Below are 15,063 nucleotides of genomic sequence, written 5' to 3' on the forward strand. Positions count from 1 at the left end.
TATGCCGCCATTAAACCGCGAACGCTACAGTTTTGGCTACGCCCAAAGGAAGTCCCCTTGGCAGACGCCCCGAAGCAACTATTCTTGGGGGACGCCCAAAGGAAGTCCCTCTTGGGAAACCACTTCGAGGAGAAACCCATGACTTCGCGCCCCGTCATCGACGATCTGTCGTCTTTCTGGATGCCGTTCACCGCCAACCGCCAGTTCAAGGCCGCGCCGCGCCTGCTGGAATCGGCGAAAGGCATGTACTACCGCAGCACGGACGGCCGCGAAGTGCTCGACGGCTGCGCGGGCCTATGGTGCGTGAATGCGGGCCACAGCCGCGACGAGATCGTCGCCGCGATCACGAAGCAGCTTTCCACGCTGGACTTTGCGCCGACGTTCCAGATGGGCCATCCGCTCGCGTTCGAAGCGGCCACGCGAGTCGCCGAGCTGATGCCCGAAGGCCTCGACCGCATCTTCTTCACGAACTCGGGTTCCGAATCCGTCGACACCGCGCTGAAAATCGCGCTCGCCTATCACCGCTCGCGCGGCGAAGCGCAGCGCACGCGCCTGATCGGCCGCGAGCGCGGTTATCACGGCGTGGGCTTCGGCGGGATTTCGGTCGGCGGCATCGCGCCGAATCGCAAGACGTTTTCCGGCGCATTGCTGCCGGCCGTCGATCATCTGCCGCACACGCACAATCTCGAGCAGAACGCGTTCTCGAAGGGTCAGCCGGCGTGGGGCGCGCATCTCGCGGACGAACTCGAACGCATCGTCGCGCTGCACGATGCGTCGACGATTGCCGCGGTGATCGTCGAACCGGTCGCCGGCTCGACGGGCGTGCTGATTCCGCCGCAAGGCTACCTGCAGAAGCTGCGCGAAATCTGCACGAAGCACGGCATCCTGCTGATTTTCGACGAAGTGATCACGGGCTTCGGCCGCGTCGGCAAGGCCACGGCCAGCGAATATTTCGGCGTGACGCCCGACCTGATCACGATGGCGAAGGCGATCAACAACGCGTCGATCCCGATGGGCGCAGTCGCGGCGAGCCGCACGGTGCACGACACGATCGTCAACGGCGGCGCACAAGGCGCGATCGAGCTGTTCCACGGCTACACGTATTCGGCGCACCCGGCCGCGGTCGCCGCCGCCATCGCGACGCTCGACCTGTATCGCAGCGAGGGCCTGTTCGAGCGCGCCGCGTCGCTCGCGCCGACGTTCGAAGCCGCCGTTCACTCGCTGCGCGGCGCGAAGCATGTGAAGGACATCCGCAATCTCGGGATGATCGCCGGCATCGAACTCGAATCGCGCGACGGCGCACCGGGCGCGCGCGCTTACGAGGCGTTCGTCAAATGCTTCGAGGCGGGCGTGCTGGTGCGCTTTACGGGGGACATCCTGGCGTTTTCGCCGCCGCTCATCATCAACGAAGAGCAGATCGCGCATCTCTTCAAGACGGTCGGCGACGTGCTGGCCACGGTGCAGTAAGGCGACAGCGAACAACGGCGCGCAGGTCGCGCGCCGTCCGCCGTCAGTGATGCTGATGCGCGCGCGCAGCGCGTGTCTGCGCCGCCTTCTTCGCCGCGGCTGAACGTCCGGCTGCGCCTTTCGTCGCGGCAGCCTTCTTCGCCGCCGCCGAGCGGCTCGCGGCCGGCCGCTTGGCCGCCGCCGACTTCGCCTGCTTCGACATCGCCGAGTGCGATGCGCCGGCCTTGCTTTCGCGCTTCAGCACATTGGTCGTGGTGCGCGAGCGCTTCGCCGTCGACTCCTTGCTGGCGGTCTTTTTCGCGGCGCCCTTCTTGTGTCCCGCGGCGCTGTCCTTCTCCGCCTTCTTGCGCGTCGCCTCGCTCGTGCTGCCCTTCTTCGGCGCCTTTAGATCGACGCCCGCGCGACGCGCCTCCGACAATCCGATCGCAATCGCCTGTTTCGGCGAGCGCACGCCGTGCTTGCCGGCGCGCACCTTGTCCACCTGTTCCTTGACGAACTCTCCAGCTTGCGTGCTCGCCGACTTGCCGGCGCGTTTGTCGGCTTCCGCACGCTTGAGGGTTTTCTTCTCGGGCATGACAGTTCTCCGGTTGACTGTGGCCCATGCAGTGAAGCAATGGCTGTGCCGCAGCGCTGAGACACTTCGCCAGGACTCGCGCCGTTCACGGGGACGGCGTATGGTGTGGTCAAGGGTCGGCGCACTGGACCGGTCCGAATGGGAGACACTGATGAAGATCCCCACCGTGCGCGCAGGCGCGCATATCGAAGGCGTTCACTGGATCGCGGAATACGCGGAAGACGTCCACGAAATTCGCATCTTCCGCGAAGGGCAGGAAATCGACGTGCACGACGCGCCATCGTCGCTGTTCGGCGACGAGGAGAACGCGGGCTCGAAAAGCACCGCCGACCATCGCGCGGTCGAAGCGGCGGTGCTGGCCTACTTGCGGCGCTTCGTGGCGGAGCACGACGCGGAGGAATAGCCGCCGACGCCGGGGCCGACGCCGACGCGTGCTTACTCGCCGGGCCGCAGCTTTTTCACGTCGGCATCCGACGGCTGCACGCTCGCGCCGTCGATGTAGCGATACGACGTCATCACGCCCTTGCCGTCCTTCAAACCGGTCACGCCGACGTAAGCGCCCATCGTCGACTGATTGTCCTGCGCGCGATAGGTGATCGGCCCGAACGGTGTATCGACGGCGAGACCCTTGAAGGCGGCCGCGAGCTTGTCGGTATCCGCGGAACCGGCCTTTTTGATGCCCGCAGCGATCGACATCAGCGCCGAGTAGCCGACCACCGAGCCGAGCCGCGGGTAGTCGTGATACTTCGCCTGGTAGGCGTCGACAAACTTCTTGTTCGCCGCTGTATCGATCGAATACCACGGGTAGCCTGTCACGATCCAGCCGGCCGGCGCTTCGGCGCCCAGCGGATCGAGATAATCCGGCTCGCCCGTCAGCAGCGACACCACCGTGCGGTCCTTGAAGAGGCCGCGCGTATTGCCCTCGCGCACGAACTTGCCGAGGTCGGCCCCGAACAACACGTTGAAGATCGCGTCGGGCTTCGCGTCGGCGAGAGCCTGCGTGACCGCGCCCGCATCCACGTTGCCGAGCGGCGTGGCCTGTTCGGCGACGAACTGCACGTCGGGTTGCGCGGCGGTGAGGAGCTTCTTGAACGTCGCGACCGCCGACTGCCCATACTCATAGTTCGGATAGACAAGCGCCCAGCGCTTTTTCTTCAGCTTGGCCGCTTCGGGCACGAGCATCGCGACCTGCATATACGTGGAAGGACGCAGACGGTACGTGTATTTGTTGCCGTCGGCCCAGACGATCTTGTCGGTCAACGGTTCGGCGGCGAGGAAAAAGATCTTTTTCTGCTTCGCGAAATCGGTGAGCGCGAGGCCGGTGTTCGACAGGAAACCGCCGAACAGCAGTTGCACCTGTTCACGAGCGATCAGCTCCTGCGCGACGCGAATGGTGTCGCCGGGGTTGCCGTTGTCGTCGCGCGAAACGACTTCGAGCTTTTTGCCGAGCACGCCGCCCGCGCCGTTGATCTGTTCCAGCGCGAGATTCCAGCCGTTCTTGTAAGGCCCGAGAAAGGCCGGCTGCGCCTTATAGCTGTTGATTTCCCCGATCTTGATGGTCTGCTGGGCATTGGCGCCGAAGGCGGCGAATGAAACAACCGTCGATAGCGTCAGGCGAGAGATCCATCGTGCGCGCGTGGTCATGCGTTTCTCCGTATCAATGGGATTGCGGGAATGCGTTGGTCTTCTAACAGGCTGTTCTATCAGGCGTTGCGGCGGCGTTCAAGCGGCCGGGCGGGCAGTGGCTCGTGCGTTCGTTCTTGCGTTCGTTCTTGCGTTCGTTCTTGCGTCCGTTCGTGCGCTCACTCCGCGCTCGCCCTCGCGCGAATCCTCGCGACGCTTGCCGCCACATTCTGCCAGGCAGGCTTGCCGCCCGCGAATTGCCCGCGCAGATACGACACGAGCTCGGCGACCTGGGCGTCGTTGAAACTGTCGCGGTAAGCCGGCATCGTACCGAGTTCGGGCCGCGCAGGCGAGCCGATGCCGTCGAGAATCACGCGGATCAGATTATCCGGCGTCGCGCCATGCAGGTTCGTGTTGAGCGCAAGTGACGGATGCGCGCCGAACAGTTGCGGCCCGCTGCCGGTGTGATGACAGGCCGCGCAAGCGCCGTCGAACAGCCGCGCGCCGACGCTGGACGGCGCGCCGTTGATCGTGCTCGCCGCTTCGTATTGCCGCGCCATCGCCGCGACATCGACGTTCGGTTCCACTGGCGCGAGCGACGCGAGATACGTCGCCATCGCGCGAATATCGCTGTCGGGCAGCGCCGCGAGATCGGCGACGACGGGCGCCATCGGTCCCGCCGCGACGCCGTGCAGCGGCGCATGGCCGAAGCGCAAATAGCGGAACAGCTCGTCCTCGGTCCACGGCACCGGCGCGTTCGATAGCGACGATAATGCGGGCGCTTCCCAGCCTTCCGCGCTGCCTCCGCCCATGAAGGCCGCGCCGCTTTTCTCGGCGCCGAACGCATTGCGCGGCGTGTGACACGCGCTGCAATGCCCGAGCCCGTTGACGAGATACGCGCCGCGATTCCATTGCGCGCTTTGCGTCGCGCTGGCGGTGAACGTGTTGCGTCCGAGAAAGAGGCCGTTCCATGCGGCCATCAACGGACGCGCGCTAAACGGAAACGGCAGCTTCGTTTCCGGCGGACGAAAACGCACAGGCGTTTGCGACATCAGATACGCGTAGAGCGCGTTGAGGTCGTCGTCGGAAGTATTTTTGAAGGACGTGTACGGGAACGCCGGATAGAGCCGATGCCCGTCGCGGCTGACGCCTTCACGCATCGCGCGGACAAACGCTTCGAGCGACCATGCGCCGATGCCCGTCTGCGCATCCGGCGTGATGTTCGTGCTGTAGACGGTGCCGAACGGCGTTTCGAGCGGCTTGCCGCCCGCGTTCGGCACGCCGTTCTTCGCGGTGTGGCAGACCGCGCAATTGCCAAGCGACGCGAGCACCTTGCCGCGCGCGATCAGCTCGGGCGCGAAGGCGCTCGCGAGCGGCGGCACGATCGGCGCGAGCGCGGACGGCGCCAGCGACAACGCGCCGAGCCAGCCCGCCGCGCCGGCCGCGAACGCCCCTAGAAAACCGAGCCGCCAGCGCTTTTTCCTGCGCGCGGCGGCCTCCTCTGCTTGTGCATCGGCGAGCGCCGCGCGAATCCTTTCGGGCGTGAACGGCGGCCTGCGAAAACGCACGCCGGTCGCGTCGTACAACGCGTTGGCAATCGCCGCCGCGCCGGGCAGCGACGCGGATTCGCCCGCGCCCATCGGCGGCTCGCCGTGACGCGGCATCATCACGACGTCGATCACCGGCACTTCGCGAAACGTGAGAATCGGATACGCGCCCCACTCCTGGCTCGTCACCGCGTTGCCGCCGAACGTCACGCGTTCTTTCAGCGCGCGGCTCGTCGCCTGAATCACGTTGCCGTGAATCTGGTGACGCACGCCGTCCGGGTTGATCGTCGTGCCGTTGTCCTGGCCGACCACGACGCGCGTCACCGCGAGTTCGCCGCTTCGGCGATTGACTTCGACGTCGGCGACCCACGCGCACCACGCGGCGCCGAAGCCGGGGAATTTGCTGTGCACGTAGCGGGCGTAGGCGATACCGCGGCCTCGTGCGATGTCGCCTTGGTCGCTTTGTTCGCCTCGTTCGTGAACCTCAGCGTCAGTGGCTTCGCGCACGCGCGGCTGCCAGCCCGCGCGCTCGGCCACCGCTTTCACGAGATCGGCCGCGCGCGGGTCGCGCAAATGCTTCAGCCGAAACTCGACCGGATCGGCGCCCGCTTCCACTGCGAGTTCGTCGATGAACGACTCGTGCGCGAAAGTGTTCGGCAACGCCGACACGCCGCGCAGCCACGACGCGCGAACAATAGGCGGCGTGTCGTCGCAGACGACGCGCATCGCCTCGTAGTCATACGGCGGCACGGCCGTGCGGTCGCCCATCTCGAACACCTGCGGCTCGCCGGACAGCGTGCCGGTCAGCAACAACGCCAACGTGGGCGCATCGTTCGATGGATAACGCGTCGCGAAGTCGTAAGCCGCGAGTTCGCCCTCGGCGCTCAACGCGCCGCGCACGTCCATCAATTGCGCGGCGCCCTTCGGCTCCCACGCATGCTCGTCCTCGCGCGACAGTTGCACGCGCACCGGCGCGCCGGCCGCACGCGAGAGCAACGCGGCGTCGGCGGCGACGTCGTCTGCGCAATTGCGGCCGTAGCAGCCGGCCGCATCCATGCGCACGATCTCGATGTGCGCTTCGTCGAGCGCCATCAGCAACGCGAGGTCCGCGCGCAGCGAATGCGGGTTCTGCGTGCCGGACCACACCTTCAGCGCACCGTCGCGATAGTCGGCCACCGCGCACGACGGTCCAATCGACGCATGCATCTGAAACGGCCATACGTACGTGCGATTCAGCGTGCGAGCCGGATCGCGTGAAAGCGCGGCGTCGACATCGCCGTCGATTAAAAGCTCGCGCCGCTTCGCAGGATTCGCGCGCAATGCGGCTTCCACTTCCTCGCTGGTATCCAGCGGCGGCAAGGCTTCGGTGGTTCTCCATTGCACGTCGAGCCGCTTCGCGGCCTGCTGCGCGATTTCCTCGCGCTCCGCCACGATGCCGACGAAGTCGCGTATCACCACGACCTTGACGATGCCGGCCATGTCGCGGATCGACTCTTCATCGACACGCAGTAAACTGTTACCAATGAAGTTGCCCTGCGCGATGCCCGCATATGGCGGACGCACGACGCGCCCATGCAGCATGCCGGGCACGCGCACATCGTGGACGAAACTCAATTCGCCCGTTGCCTTCGCGGGAATATCGACACGCGGCGCGCGCTTGCCGACGATGTTGTATGCGGTCGGGTCTTTGAGCGGCGCGTCGGTAGTCAACTGGAGTTCCATGCGTTGCCCCGCGATGAGCTCGCCGTAGGCGATGCGCTTTGCACTCCCACTTGCATTTGCATCGTCGCGTTCGAACACGATGCCATCGCGCACATCGAGCTTTTCCACGTCAACGCCAAGCCGTATCGCCGCCTGCTCAAGCAGCCATTGCCGCGCCTGCGCCGCGGCGTGCCGCAACGGCACGGCCGTTATCTGAAGCGTGGCGCTGGCAATCGTCGGCCCCTGATTCGGCGTCTCGTTCGTATGACCGAGCACGATCGACACGCGCGTCAACGGCACATCGAGTTCTTCCGCGACGATCTGCGCAAGCGCGGTGCCGATGCCCGTGCCGAGATCGACGTGACCGTTGAACGCGATCACGCTGCCGTCGTCGCGCACGGCGAGGAACATGTCGGCGTCAGTGGGCACGAACGACGACCGCTAGCCCGGCTGACCGGCCGCCGGTTGAACCGGTGCTTGCGGCGGCCGCATGACGATCAGCACGCTCTGCGCGTCGTAGAGTTGTTTGCGCGACGGCGGCGCCGCGCGTCGATCGACGCTGAAGTCCGGTCCCGTCATGCGCTCGCCTCTTTATCAGCGGTCTCTTGAACAGGCTTCTGCGTGGCGAGCAATTCAGCGGCGCGCTGCACGGCCCGCACGATTTCGATATGCGTGCCGCAACGGCATAGATTGCGCGACAACTCGCGGCAAATCGTCTCGACGCCCGGATGCGGATCGCGCTCGAGCAGCGCCTTCGTCGTCATGATCATGCCGCTCAGACAATAGCCGCATTGCGCCGCCTGCTCGTCGATAAACGCCTGTTGCACCGGATGCAGCGCGGCACGCGTGCCGAGTCCTTCGAGCGTGGTGATCTCGTGGCCCAGCGCGACCTTCGCCGTGGTCACGCAGGCGCGCGTCGGCATGCCGTCGAGCAGCACCGTGCATGCGCCGCACTCGCCCAGTCCGCAGCCGAATTTCGGACCATTGAGCGCGAGGTCGTTGCGCAGCAGGTAAAGCAAAGGCGTGTCCGCGCTGGCGCAGACGACATGCGTCGCGCCGTTGACCTTCAGCGCGAGCGGCGCCGCCCCGTTCATGAGCGCGCCGACCGCGCTCTAAGACGCGCATTCATAGCACCACCGGCACTTCGGTCGCGGGCGGCGTATTGCGGCTGCGCCGGCAACGGATCAAGCCGTCGATCATCACCATGCCCACGCCTGGAATATCGCCGAGTTGCACGCTTTCGAGCAGCGTGTCCGCGGCCGTATGCTGCGCGCGGTCCATGAAGACAAGGTCGGCGGGACGGCCCACTTCGATCAGCCCCTGACGCAAGTTGCGTTGCCGCGCCGTGTTGCCCGTCGCGAAGCAGAACGCGATTTCCGCAGGCACGTCGGCGAGGCTCGAAATCAGCGCGATCATGCGCAAGATGCCGAGCGGCTGCACGCCCGAGCCCGCCGGGCTGTCGGTGCCGAGAATGATCCGGTGCGGGCATTTCAGTTCGATCGCATGACGCGCCGTCAGCAATGCAATGCGTTCGTTGCCGTTATGAACGATCTCGAGCGCGCGGCTCGACTGCTCGCACAAGTCGCAAACATGGCGGTAAGACAGCGACGTATGCCCGCCGTTGACGTGGCCGATCACGTCCGCGTCGGCTGCAAGCACCGCGTCGCGGTCGATCAGCCCCGAGCCCGGAATCGACGGACCACCTGTATGAATCGTGCTTTGGATGCCGTACTTGCGCGCCCACGCGACCATTTGCGCGGCTTCCTCGCCGGCCTTCACGCTGCCGAGACCGACTTCGCCCAGCAGCTTCACGCCGGCTTCGGAGAGCTCCTTGAAGTCCTCTTCGACCATGCCCTTTTCGATCACCGGCGCGCCCGCCATCACCTTGACGCCACCGCCGACGCCCGCCGCACGCATGCCTTCGAACGAACGCTGCGCGGTGATCGCAAGCGCCTTCACGCCGAGCACATCTTTCGGACGGCCAGGTAAATGCACTTCGCCCGCCGAGATCATCGTCGTCACGCCGCCGTTCAGATTCGATTCGATCCAGCCGAGCTGATTCTGACGCGGCGTCCAGTCGCCGAATACCGGATGCACATGCGAGTCGATCAGGCCAGGTGCTACCGTCGTTCCCTTGCAATCGACGGTAGTACGCGCGCCTTCGAGGTCGCAGTCCGCTTCCTTGCCGATCGCGACGATCAGGCCGTCGTCGATCACGAGCGTATCGGCGTCGAGAATCGGCTGATCGATGTCGCCGGATAACAGCAGGCCGATGTTCGTCACCGCGACCTTGCCGGACAATCCTGTCAACGTCTCTGCTGCCATCTGCCTCTCCTTTTGCAACGACTGTTCGATTACACGCTCAGATAAGCGCGCCTCACGGTTTCGTTCTTCGCCAGTTCGCCGATGCTGCCGCTAAAGCGGATTTGCCCTTTTTCAAGGACATAAGCGCGGTCGCTGACCATCTCGGCGAAGTGCAGGTTCTGCTCCGACAACAGAATGGACAGCCCCTCGCGCTTCAGTTCGAGGATCATGTTGGCCATCTGTTCGACGATCACGGGCGCGACGCCTTCCGACGGTTCATCGAGCAATACGAGGTACGGGTTGCCCATCAGCGTGCGCGATACCGTCAGCATCTGCTGCTCGCCGCCGCTCATCTGGCCGCCGGGACGCTTGGGCATTTCGCCGAGATTCGGAAACAGGCGGAACAGCTTTTCCGGCGTCCATTGCGGCGCGCCTTCGCGCGGCGGCTGACGGCCCGCGTCGAGGTTCTCCATCACCGTCAGATCGGCGAACACGCGCCGGTCTTCGGGAACGAAGCCCATGCCCATGCGCGCGATCTTGTACGGCGGCAGCGCGGCGATGTTCTGTCCGCGAAACGTCACTTCGCCCTGGCGGCGCGGCAGCAAACCCATGACCGCTTTCATCGTGGTCGATTTACCCGCGCCGTTGCGGCCCATCAACGCAACCACTTCACCGCGTCCCACTTCGAGGCCGACGTCGAACAGAATATGCGCGCGGCCATAAAACGCGTTGAGGCCCGCGACTTTCAGCATCGGCTCGCTCATTGCAGGACTCCTTCGCCGGTGTGGCCGCCTGCCGTGTCATGCAGCGCCGCGTGCGGCTGAAACGTCTTGCCGGTGCCGAAATACACTTCCTGCACGCGCGGATCGTTGCGGATCGTCTCGCCGTCGCCTTCGGCAATCAGCTTGCCGCGCGCGAGCACGATCATGCGGTCGGCGTAGGCAAATACGACGTCCATGCTGTGCTCGGTGAACAGCACGCCGATCTTCTGCTCGGTAACGAGCCGCCGCGTCAGCGCCATCAGTTCGTTGCGCTCCTTTGGCGCCATGCCCGCAGTGGGTTCGTCCATCAGCAGCAGCTTCGGGCGGTTCGCGAGCGCAATCGCGAGTTCGACGCGCTTGACGTCGCCATACGCGAGCACGCCGCAGGCGCGCTTCGCGTCGGCGGCCATGCCGACTTGCTCGAGCAGTGCGAACGCTTCATCGGCGTAGCGCGAGCCCGCGGGTTTCCACAGGCCGAAGGTTTTGCGTTCGCGCGAAACGAGGGCCATCTGCACGTTTTCGAGTACGGTCATCGAATTGAAGGTCGCGGCGATCTGGAATGTGCGGCCCACGCCGAGCCGCCAGATGTCGCGCGGACGCATGCCGACGAGTTCGTGTCCGCCGAAACGGATAGAGCCCGACGAAGGCGGCAACTGTCCGTTGACCATGTTGAAGCACGTCGATTTACCCGCGCCGTTCGGGCCGAGCAGCGCGAGAAGCTGGCCGGCTTCGAGCGTGAACGACACGTTGTCGACGGCCTTCAGTCCACCGAACGACTTCGAGAGGCCGGACACTTGCAGCAAGCTCATAGCCCCTCCTTGATCGCCGCGCGCTGCGAAGTGGGTGCGGTGGTTTTGTCAGCCGCGTCGTTCGCATTGTCGTTGATGTCGTCGCCGAAACGATCGCGAATAAAGCCAACGATGCCTTGCGGAAACGCGATCACGAGCAGCAAAATCGCGAAGCCCAGCAGCGCCTGCCAATAGTCGGTCTGCCGCGCGACGGTGTCCTGCAGCCACGTGAACACGGCCGCGCCCACGATGGGGCCGGTGAGCGTCTGCAAGCCGCCGAGCAGCACCATCACCAGACCGTCGACGGAACGGCTCACGCTGATCACCTCCGGCGAGATCGTGCCTTTCGAGAACGCATACAACGACCCCGCGAGTCCGCAGAACAGCGACGCGATCACGAACGCCGCCCACTGCACGCGCTTCACGTCGATGCCGATGGCCTCCGCGCGCAACACCGAATCGCGCGACGCGCGCATCGCATAGCCGAGTGGCGAAAACAGCATGCGCCGTAGCAGCCACACGCCGATCACCGCGCATACGAGCGTCACGTAGTAAAACGCCACCGGCGACGAAAGCCAGTCGGCCGGCCACAAACCGAGAATGCCGTTGCTGCCGCCCGTCACATCGTCCCATTGGAAAACGACCGACCAGACGATCTGCGCGAACGCGAGCGTCAGCATCGCGAGATAAACGCCGGACAAACGCACGCAGAACCAGCCGAACACGAGCGCGCCGCCGACTGCGAGAAGCGGCGCGAGCAGCAACGCGGCTTCCATCGGCAGATTGAGTACTTTGAGAAAGAGCGCCGCGCCATACGCGCCGAGCCCGAAATACGCGGCGTGGCCGAACGAATGCATGCCGCCCGGTCCCATGATGAAATGCAGACTCGTTGCAAACAGAACAGCGATCAGAATTTCCACCAGCAGCACCGGCATATACGGGAATGCGTTGGCCAAAAGCGGCGCGAGAAGCAGAACCAGTAGTACGATCGCAGCCAGCCATTTGACGCGCTTGCCTGCGGGACGCAACGGCGCTTCGGGCGCCGCCATGCCGCGCACCGCGGCACTCGCGCGGCCTAGCAAACCCCACGGCCGCACGACCAGCACGACCGCCATCACGACGAATTCCGCGACCAGCGTAAAGCGGCTCAACGACAGGCCGACGCCGAAAATCGTCACATGCCCAATGCCGATGCACAGCGCCTTGATTTCCGCGATGATGAGCGCGGCCACGAATGCGCCCGGAATCGAGCCCATGCCACCGACCACGACGACCACGAACGCATTGCCGATCGTCTCCAGATCGAGAGAGAGATTCGCCGACATGCGCGGCCCTTGCAGCGCGCCGCCCAGACCCGCGAGAAACGCGCCGACGAAAAACACGCCGGTAAACAGCCACGCCTGATTGATGCCGAGCGCGCCGAGCATCTCGCGGTCCTGCGTCGCCGCGCGCACGAGCGTGCCCCAACGCGTGCGCGTCAGCGCATACCAGAGCAGCAGCAACACGACCGGGCCGATCACGATCAACGCGATGTCGTAGGTCGGCAGCGGATGGCCGAGGAAATTCACCGCGCCGGCAAGATGCGGCGCGCGCGGCCCGAACAGATCTTCCGGGCCCCATAGCCACAACGCGGCATCGCGAAAGATCAATACGAGCGCGAACGTGGCAAGCAGATGAAATAGTTCGGGCGCCTGATAAATGCGCCGCAACACGATGACCTCGACCAGCGCACCAAGCACCGCGACGACGAGCGCCGCGGCCAGCACCGACAGCCAGAAGCCGCCCGCCGTATGTCCGAAGCGGCTCGCGATGCTGTACGCGATGTAGATGCCGAACATATAGAACGAGCCGTGCGCGAAATTGACGATGCGCGTCACGCCGAAGATCAACGACAAACCGGCGGCGACGAGAAAGAGCGTCGACGCATCGGCGAGTCCGTTGACCAGTTGTACCAGCAAATTCGAAAGCATCGAGACCCTCGGCAGCTTGCCGACCGCCCGCACGCGACATGCGCATGCCACTCGGCCAGCAGACGTTGCGGCGCGTGCGGCACCGTGCTCGCACGCATCAACGGCAGCACACTACCTGAAAGAAATCCCTTGTGGGGACGCGCGAAACAAATGCATGCACACCTCAGCGCAAACCATCCTCGCCCTTGATCTCGTTCGCCTGCAAGCCGCCGATGCGCGGCAGCGGCCGGCCCGACGCCGTCACCGCCACCGCGACGACGATTTCATTGGCACGCGGCGCGTCCGACACGCGCGCCTCGATGGCGTCGAAATGACTGCGCACGAAAGCGGCGTCCTTGTGGCCGAGCGGCACGTCGATTGCCGTGCCGAGCGTGCCCATTTTTTTCGCCGACGGCACGAGCGCCGCGCCCTTTTCGACGGCTGCGCGCAGCGGCGCGCCGAGCTTCGGATGCAAGATCGCGGCCGCGTGTTCGAGTTCGCCCGCCTCGCCGACAATCGCGGCCTTGCCGTAGCTCTGCGCTTCGCCGGGTTCGATACCGAGCGCCTCGACGCAGCGCTTGCCGAGCAGCGCGCCTAGTTCCTCGCCGGCGTCGATCAGCGCGTCGAGCTTTGCCTCATAGCGGCCCGCATACGGATTGTCGATCACCGCGATCGCCACCGCGCGGCGCGCGGGCGGATCGATGTTCTGGCCCATTTCAATGCGGGTTTCGTCCACTTGCACGACCAGCTTGCGAAGCCTGATTGCCATTTCGCTCTCCGAGATTCGATGTATGCGTTGCGACCTTCAGTGAACATGCAGCGCGGTTCAGCGCAAGCCGTCCTTGCCCACAATCGCCTCCTTGGCGAGCCCGCCGACGCGCGCATGCACGCGCTGTCCCGTGCTCATCACGAGGATGAACACCACTTCGTCCGCGGCGGGCGCGCCCGGCACGCGCACTTCGATTGCGTCGAAGTGACTGCGCACATAGCTCGCGTTGACATGCGTGAGCGGCACGTCGAGCGCGGTGGACGGCGCTCCCACCTTTTTCGTCGACGGCACGATTGCGTTGGTCGGCACGCCGTTCTTTTCTAGCAGCTCGCGCATTGCATAGCCGCCCGGCACATGCCACAACGCGCCGTGTTCGAGTTCGCCGCGCGAGCCGACAATCGCGCCCTTGCCATAACTTTCTATCGACGCATGCGGCACCGCCATCGCCGCGAGCAGACGCTGCGCCATGTCGAAGCCGATCGGCTTGAGCGCTTCCATCGCGTGTTCGATGTTCGGCTCATAGCGGCCGGCGAACGGGTTCGTCATCACGGCGGCGATTGCGCCGCGCCTTAAAGGCTCTGCCGGCGCGGGGCCGAATTCGTGAAAGATGTCTTCGACGTGCGTCAGCACGCGGCGTATTTCGAACACGGAGCCTCCGTTGTTGAGTGAGCGCGATGCATCGTCAGCAACGCGTGTGTGCCGTGCATGCCGGCTGTCCGCACGCGTCCTTGCAGGAACAACGCAGCGCCTTCTATCAGGCCGCGCTGGACCAAGCGCCGCGCGGCTTCCACGCCGCGAGCAAGCGCGAAGTCGATGAGCGGTTGCGGCAGCGCAGGGACATCCACGGTCACGAGCCGATCCCCGAGGTCGGTGTCGTCCTTCAGCGACGAAGCCGGCTTTCGCACGATGCCTGCATGATCGAGGTTCACCGCGTTGGCGATCATCGTCGCGGCCGCGTCCGCGCTCGCCGCGTCGCCTGCGAGGACGGTCACGCTGTCGGCAATGCCGAGGCTGAAGCTCCGCCCGCGCCAGCCGCTCGTCGCGATGCCGCGAATCGGCATGCTTGCGTCGATTGTGAGGTTGGCGTCGAGCGTATCGCCGTTTGAACGCTGCGTCTTCGTGAGCCACTGCGAGAGATCCGCGAACACGCCCACGCGATATTGCTGACCTTCGGTCAAATGAAACGCGATGTCGCCGCCGTTGTTGATGAACGCGCGCGACACGCCTTCGCGTTTGAATACACCGATCAGTTCGTCCGCGACGCCGCCTGCAACGGCTGCCATCGGCGTGATAAAGCGCGCGCGATGCGGATGGCATACGGCCCACATGCTGCGCGCCACGCGGCCTTGCAACGGGCATTCGTTGAGCGGTGCATCGGCGCGCACGGGTTGCCGAAGCGTTTTGAGTTCGCTGACCAGCTCGGGCAATACATCGACGAAACGCGCCCAGCACGCTTCATATGCGGCTTGCAGCGCGGCGGGTTCGCCGTCGGCGCTGAGGATAAGATCGATCGGGCCATGCTGCCAATGCCAGCGCGTCGCGTCGATACGGGTGCGGGTTGGATTCATCGCGTGGTTGTG

The 15,063-nt window shown here is 65.1% G+C and carries 12 protein-coding genes and 1 pseudogene; 2 read left to right on the forward strand and 11 right to left on the reverse strand.

Annotated features, from left to right (window positions below):
* The first annotated feature begins 138 nt into the window (after nucleotides 1–138).
* Nucleotides 139–1,467 carry an aspartate aminotransferase family protein gene (locus AB6809_RS01905; protein ID WP_029966784.1) on the forward strand — a complete coding sequence of 443 codons (1,329 nt, stop codon included), beginning with the start codon at nucleotides 139–141 and terminating at the stop codon, nucleotides 1,465–1,467.
* Between the two features lie 43 nt (nucleotides 1,468–1,510).
* Here the strand turns inward: AB6809_RS01905 and AB6809_RS01910 are convergent, their stop codons facing one another.
* Nucleotides 1,511–2,041 carry a DUF6496 domain-containing protein gene (locus tag AB6809_RS01910; RefSeq protein ID WP_006049585.1) on the reverse strand — a complete coding sequence of 177 codons (531 nt, stop codon included), beginning with the start codon at nucleotides 2,039–2,041 and terminating at the stop codon, nucleotides 1,511–1,513.
* Nucleotides 2,042–2,192: 151 nt separating this feature from the next.
* Here AB6809_RS01910 and AB6809_RS01915 point away from each other — a divergent pair, with 151 nt between their 5' ends.
* On the forward strand, nucleotides 2,193–2,444 hold the full coding sequence (locus AB6809_RS01915; RefSeq protein WP_006049586.1) for a hypothetical protein: 252 nt from the start codon (nucleotides 2,193–2,195) through the stop codon (nucleotides 2,442–2,444).
* A gap of 32 nt (nucleotides 2,445–2,476) precedes the next feature.
* Here the strand turns inward: AB6809_RS01915 and AB6809_RS01920 are convergent, their stop codons facing one another.
* The 10 genes and pseudogenes from AB6809_RS01920 to AB6809_RS01965 all read right to left on the reverse strand — a co-directional run bounded on the left by AB6809_RS01920 (nucleotide 2,477) and on the right by AB6809_RS01965 (nucleotide 15,051).
* Complete coding sequence (locus AB6809_RS01920) at nucleotides 2,477–3,685, reverse strand: ABC transporter substrate-binding protein (RefSeq protein WP_029966786.1); 1,209 nt, start codon at nucleotides 3,683–3,685, stop codon at nucleotides 2,477–2,479.
* Nucleotides 3,686–3,843: 158 nt separating this feature from the next.
* A pseudogene (locus AB6809_RS01925) lies at nucleotides 3,844–7,491 on the reverse strand (molybdopterin cofactor-binding domain-containing protein).
* Nucleotides 7,488–8,006, reverse strand: a complete 519-nt coding sequence (locus tag AB6809_RS01930; RefSeq protein ID WP_029966790.1) for a (2Fe-2S)-binding protein — start codon at nucleotides 8,004–8,006, stop codon at nucleotides 7,488–7,490. Before AB6809_RS01930 ends, AB6809_RS01925 begins: the two are co-directional and overlap by 4 nt.
* Before the next feature lie 31 nt (nucleotides 8,007–8,037).
* The gene (locus AB6809_RS01935) at nucleotides 8,038–9,237 is read right to left on the reverse strand and encodes an amidohydrolase family protein (RefSeq protein WP_029966791.1); all 1,200 of its coding nucleotides are present in this window, start codon (nucleotides 9,235–9,237) and stop codon (nucleotides 8,038–8,040) included.
* A gap of 29 nt (nucleotides 9,238–9,266) precedes the next feature.
* A complete protein-coding gene (locus AB6809_RS01940; RefSeq protein ID WP_029966792.1) occupies nucleotides 9,267–9,980 on the reverse strand; it encodes an ABC transporter ATP-binding protein in 714 nt (237 codons plus the stop codon).
* Nucleotides 9,977–10,786, reverse strand: a complete 810-nt coding sequence (locus tag AB6809_RS01945; protein ID WP_029966794.1) for an ABC transporter ATP-binding protein — start codon at nucleotides 10,784–10,786, stop codon at nucleotides 9,977–9,979. The genes AB6809_RS01940 and AB6809_RS01945 overlap by 4 nt, the downstream gene beginning before the upstream one ends.
* A complete protein-coding gene (locus AB6809_RS01950; protein ID WP_029966795.1) occupies nucleotides 10,783–12,735 on the reverse strand; it encodes an ABC transporter permease in 1,953 nt (650 codons plus the stop codon). Before AB6809_RS01950 ends, AB6809_RS01945 begins: the two co-directional genes overlap by 4 nt.
* 163 nt (nucleotides 12,736–12,898) lie before the next feature.
* Entirely contained in the window at nucleotides 12,899–13,483 is a 585-nt protein-coding gene (locus AB6809_RS01955; protein WP_006049594.1) for an amino acid synthesis family protein, read from the reverse strand.
* A gap of 57 nt (nucleotides 13,484–13,540) precedes the next feature.
* Complete coding sequence (locus tag AB6809_RS01960) at nucleotides 13,541–14,131, reverse strand: amino acid synthesis family protein (RefSeq protein ID WP_006049595.1); 591 nt, start codon at nucleotides 14,129–14,131, stop codon at nucleotides 13,541–13,543.
* On the reverse strand, nucleotides 14,107–15,051 hold the full coding sequence (locus AB6809_RS01965; protein WP_029966797.1) for a UPF0280 family protein: 945 nt from the start codon (nucleotides 15,049–15,051) through the stop codon (nucleotides 14,107–14,109). Before AB6809_RS01965 ends, AB6809_RS01960 begins: the two co-directional genes overlap by 25 nt.
* Nucleotides 15,052–15,063 lie beyond the last annotated feature (12 nt).

The organism is Paraburkholderia sp. RCC_158, from assembly GCF_041355255.1.
GTDB lineage: Bacteria > Pseudomonadota > Gammaproteobacteria > Burkholderiales > Burkholderiaceae > Paraburkholderia > Paraburkholderia graminis.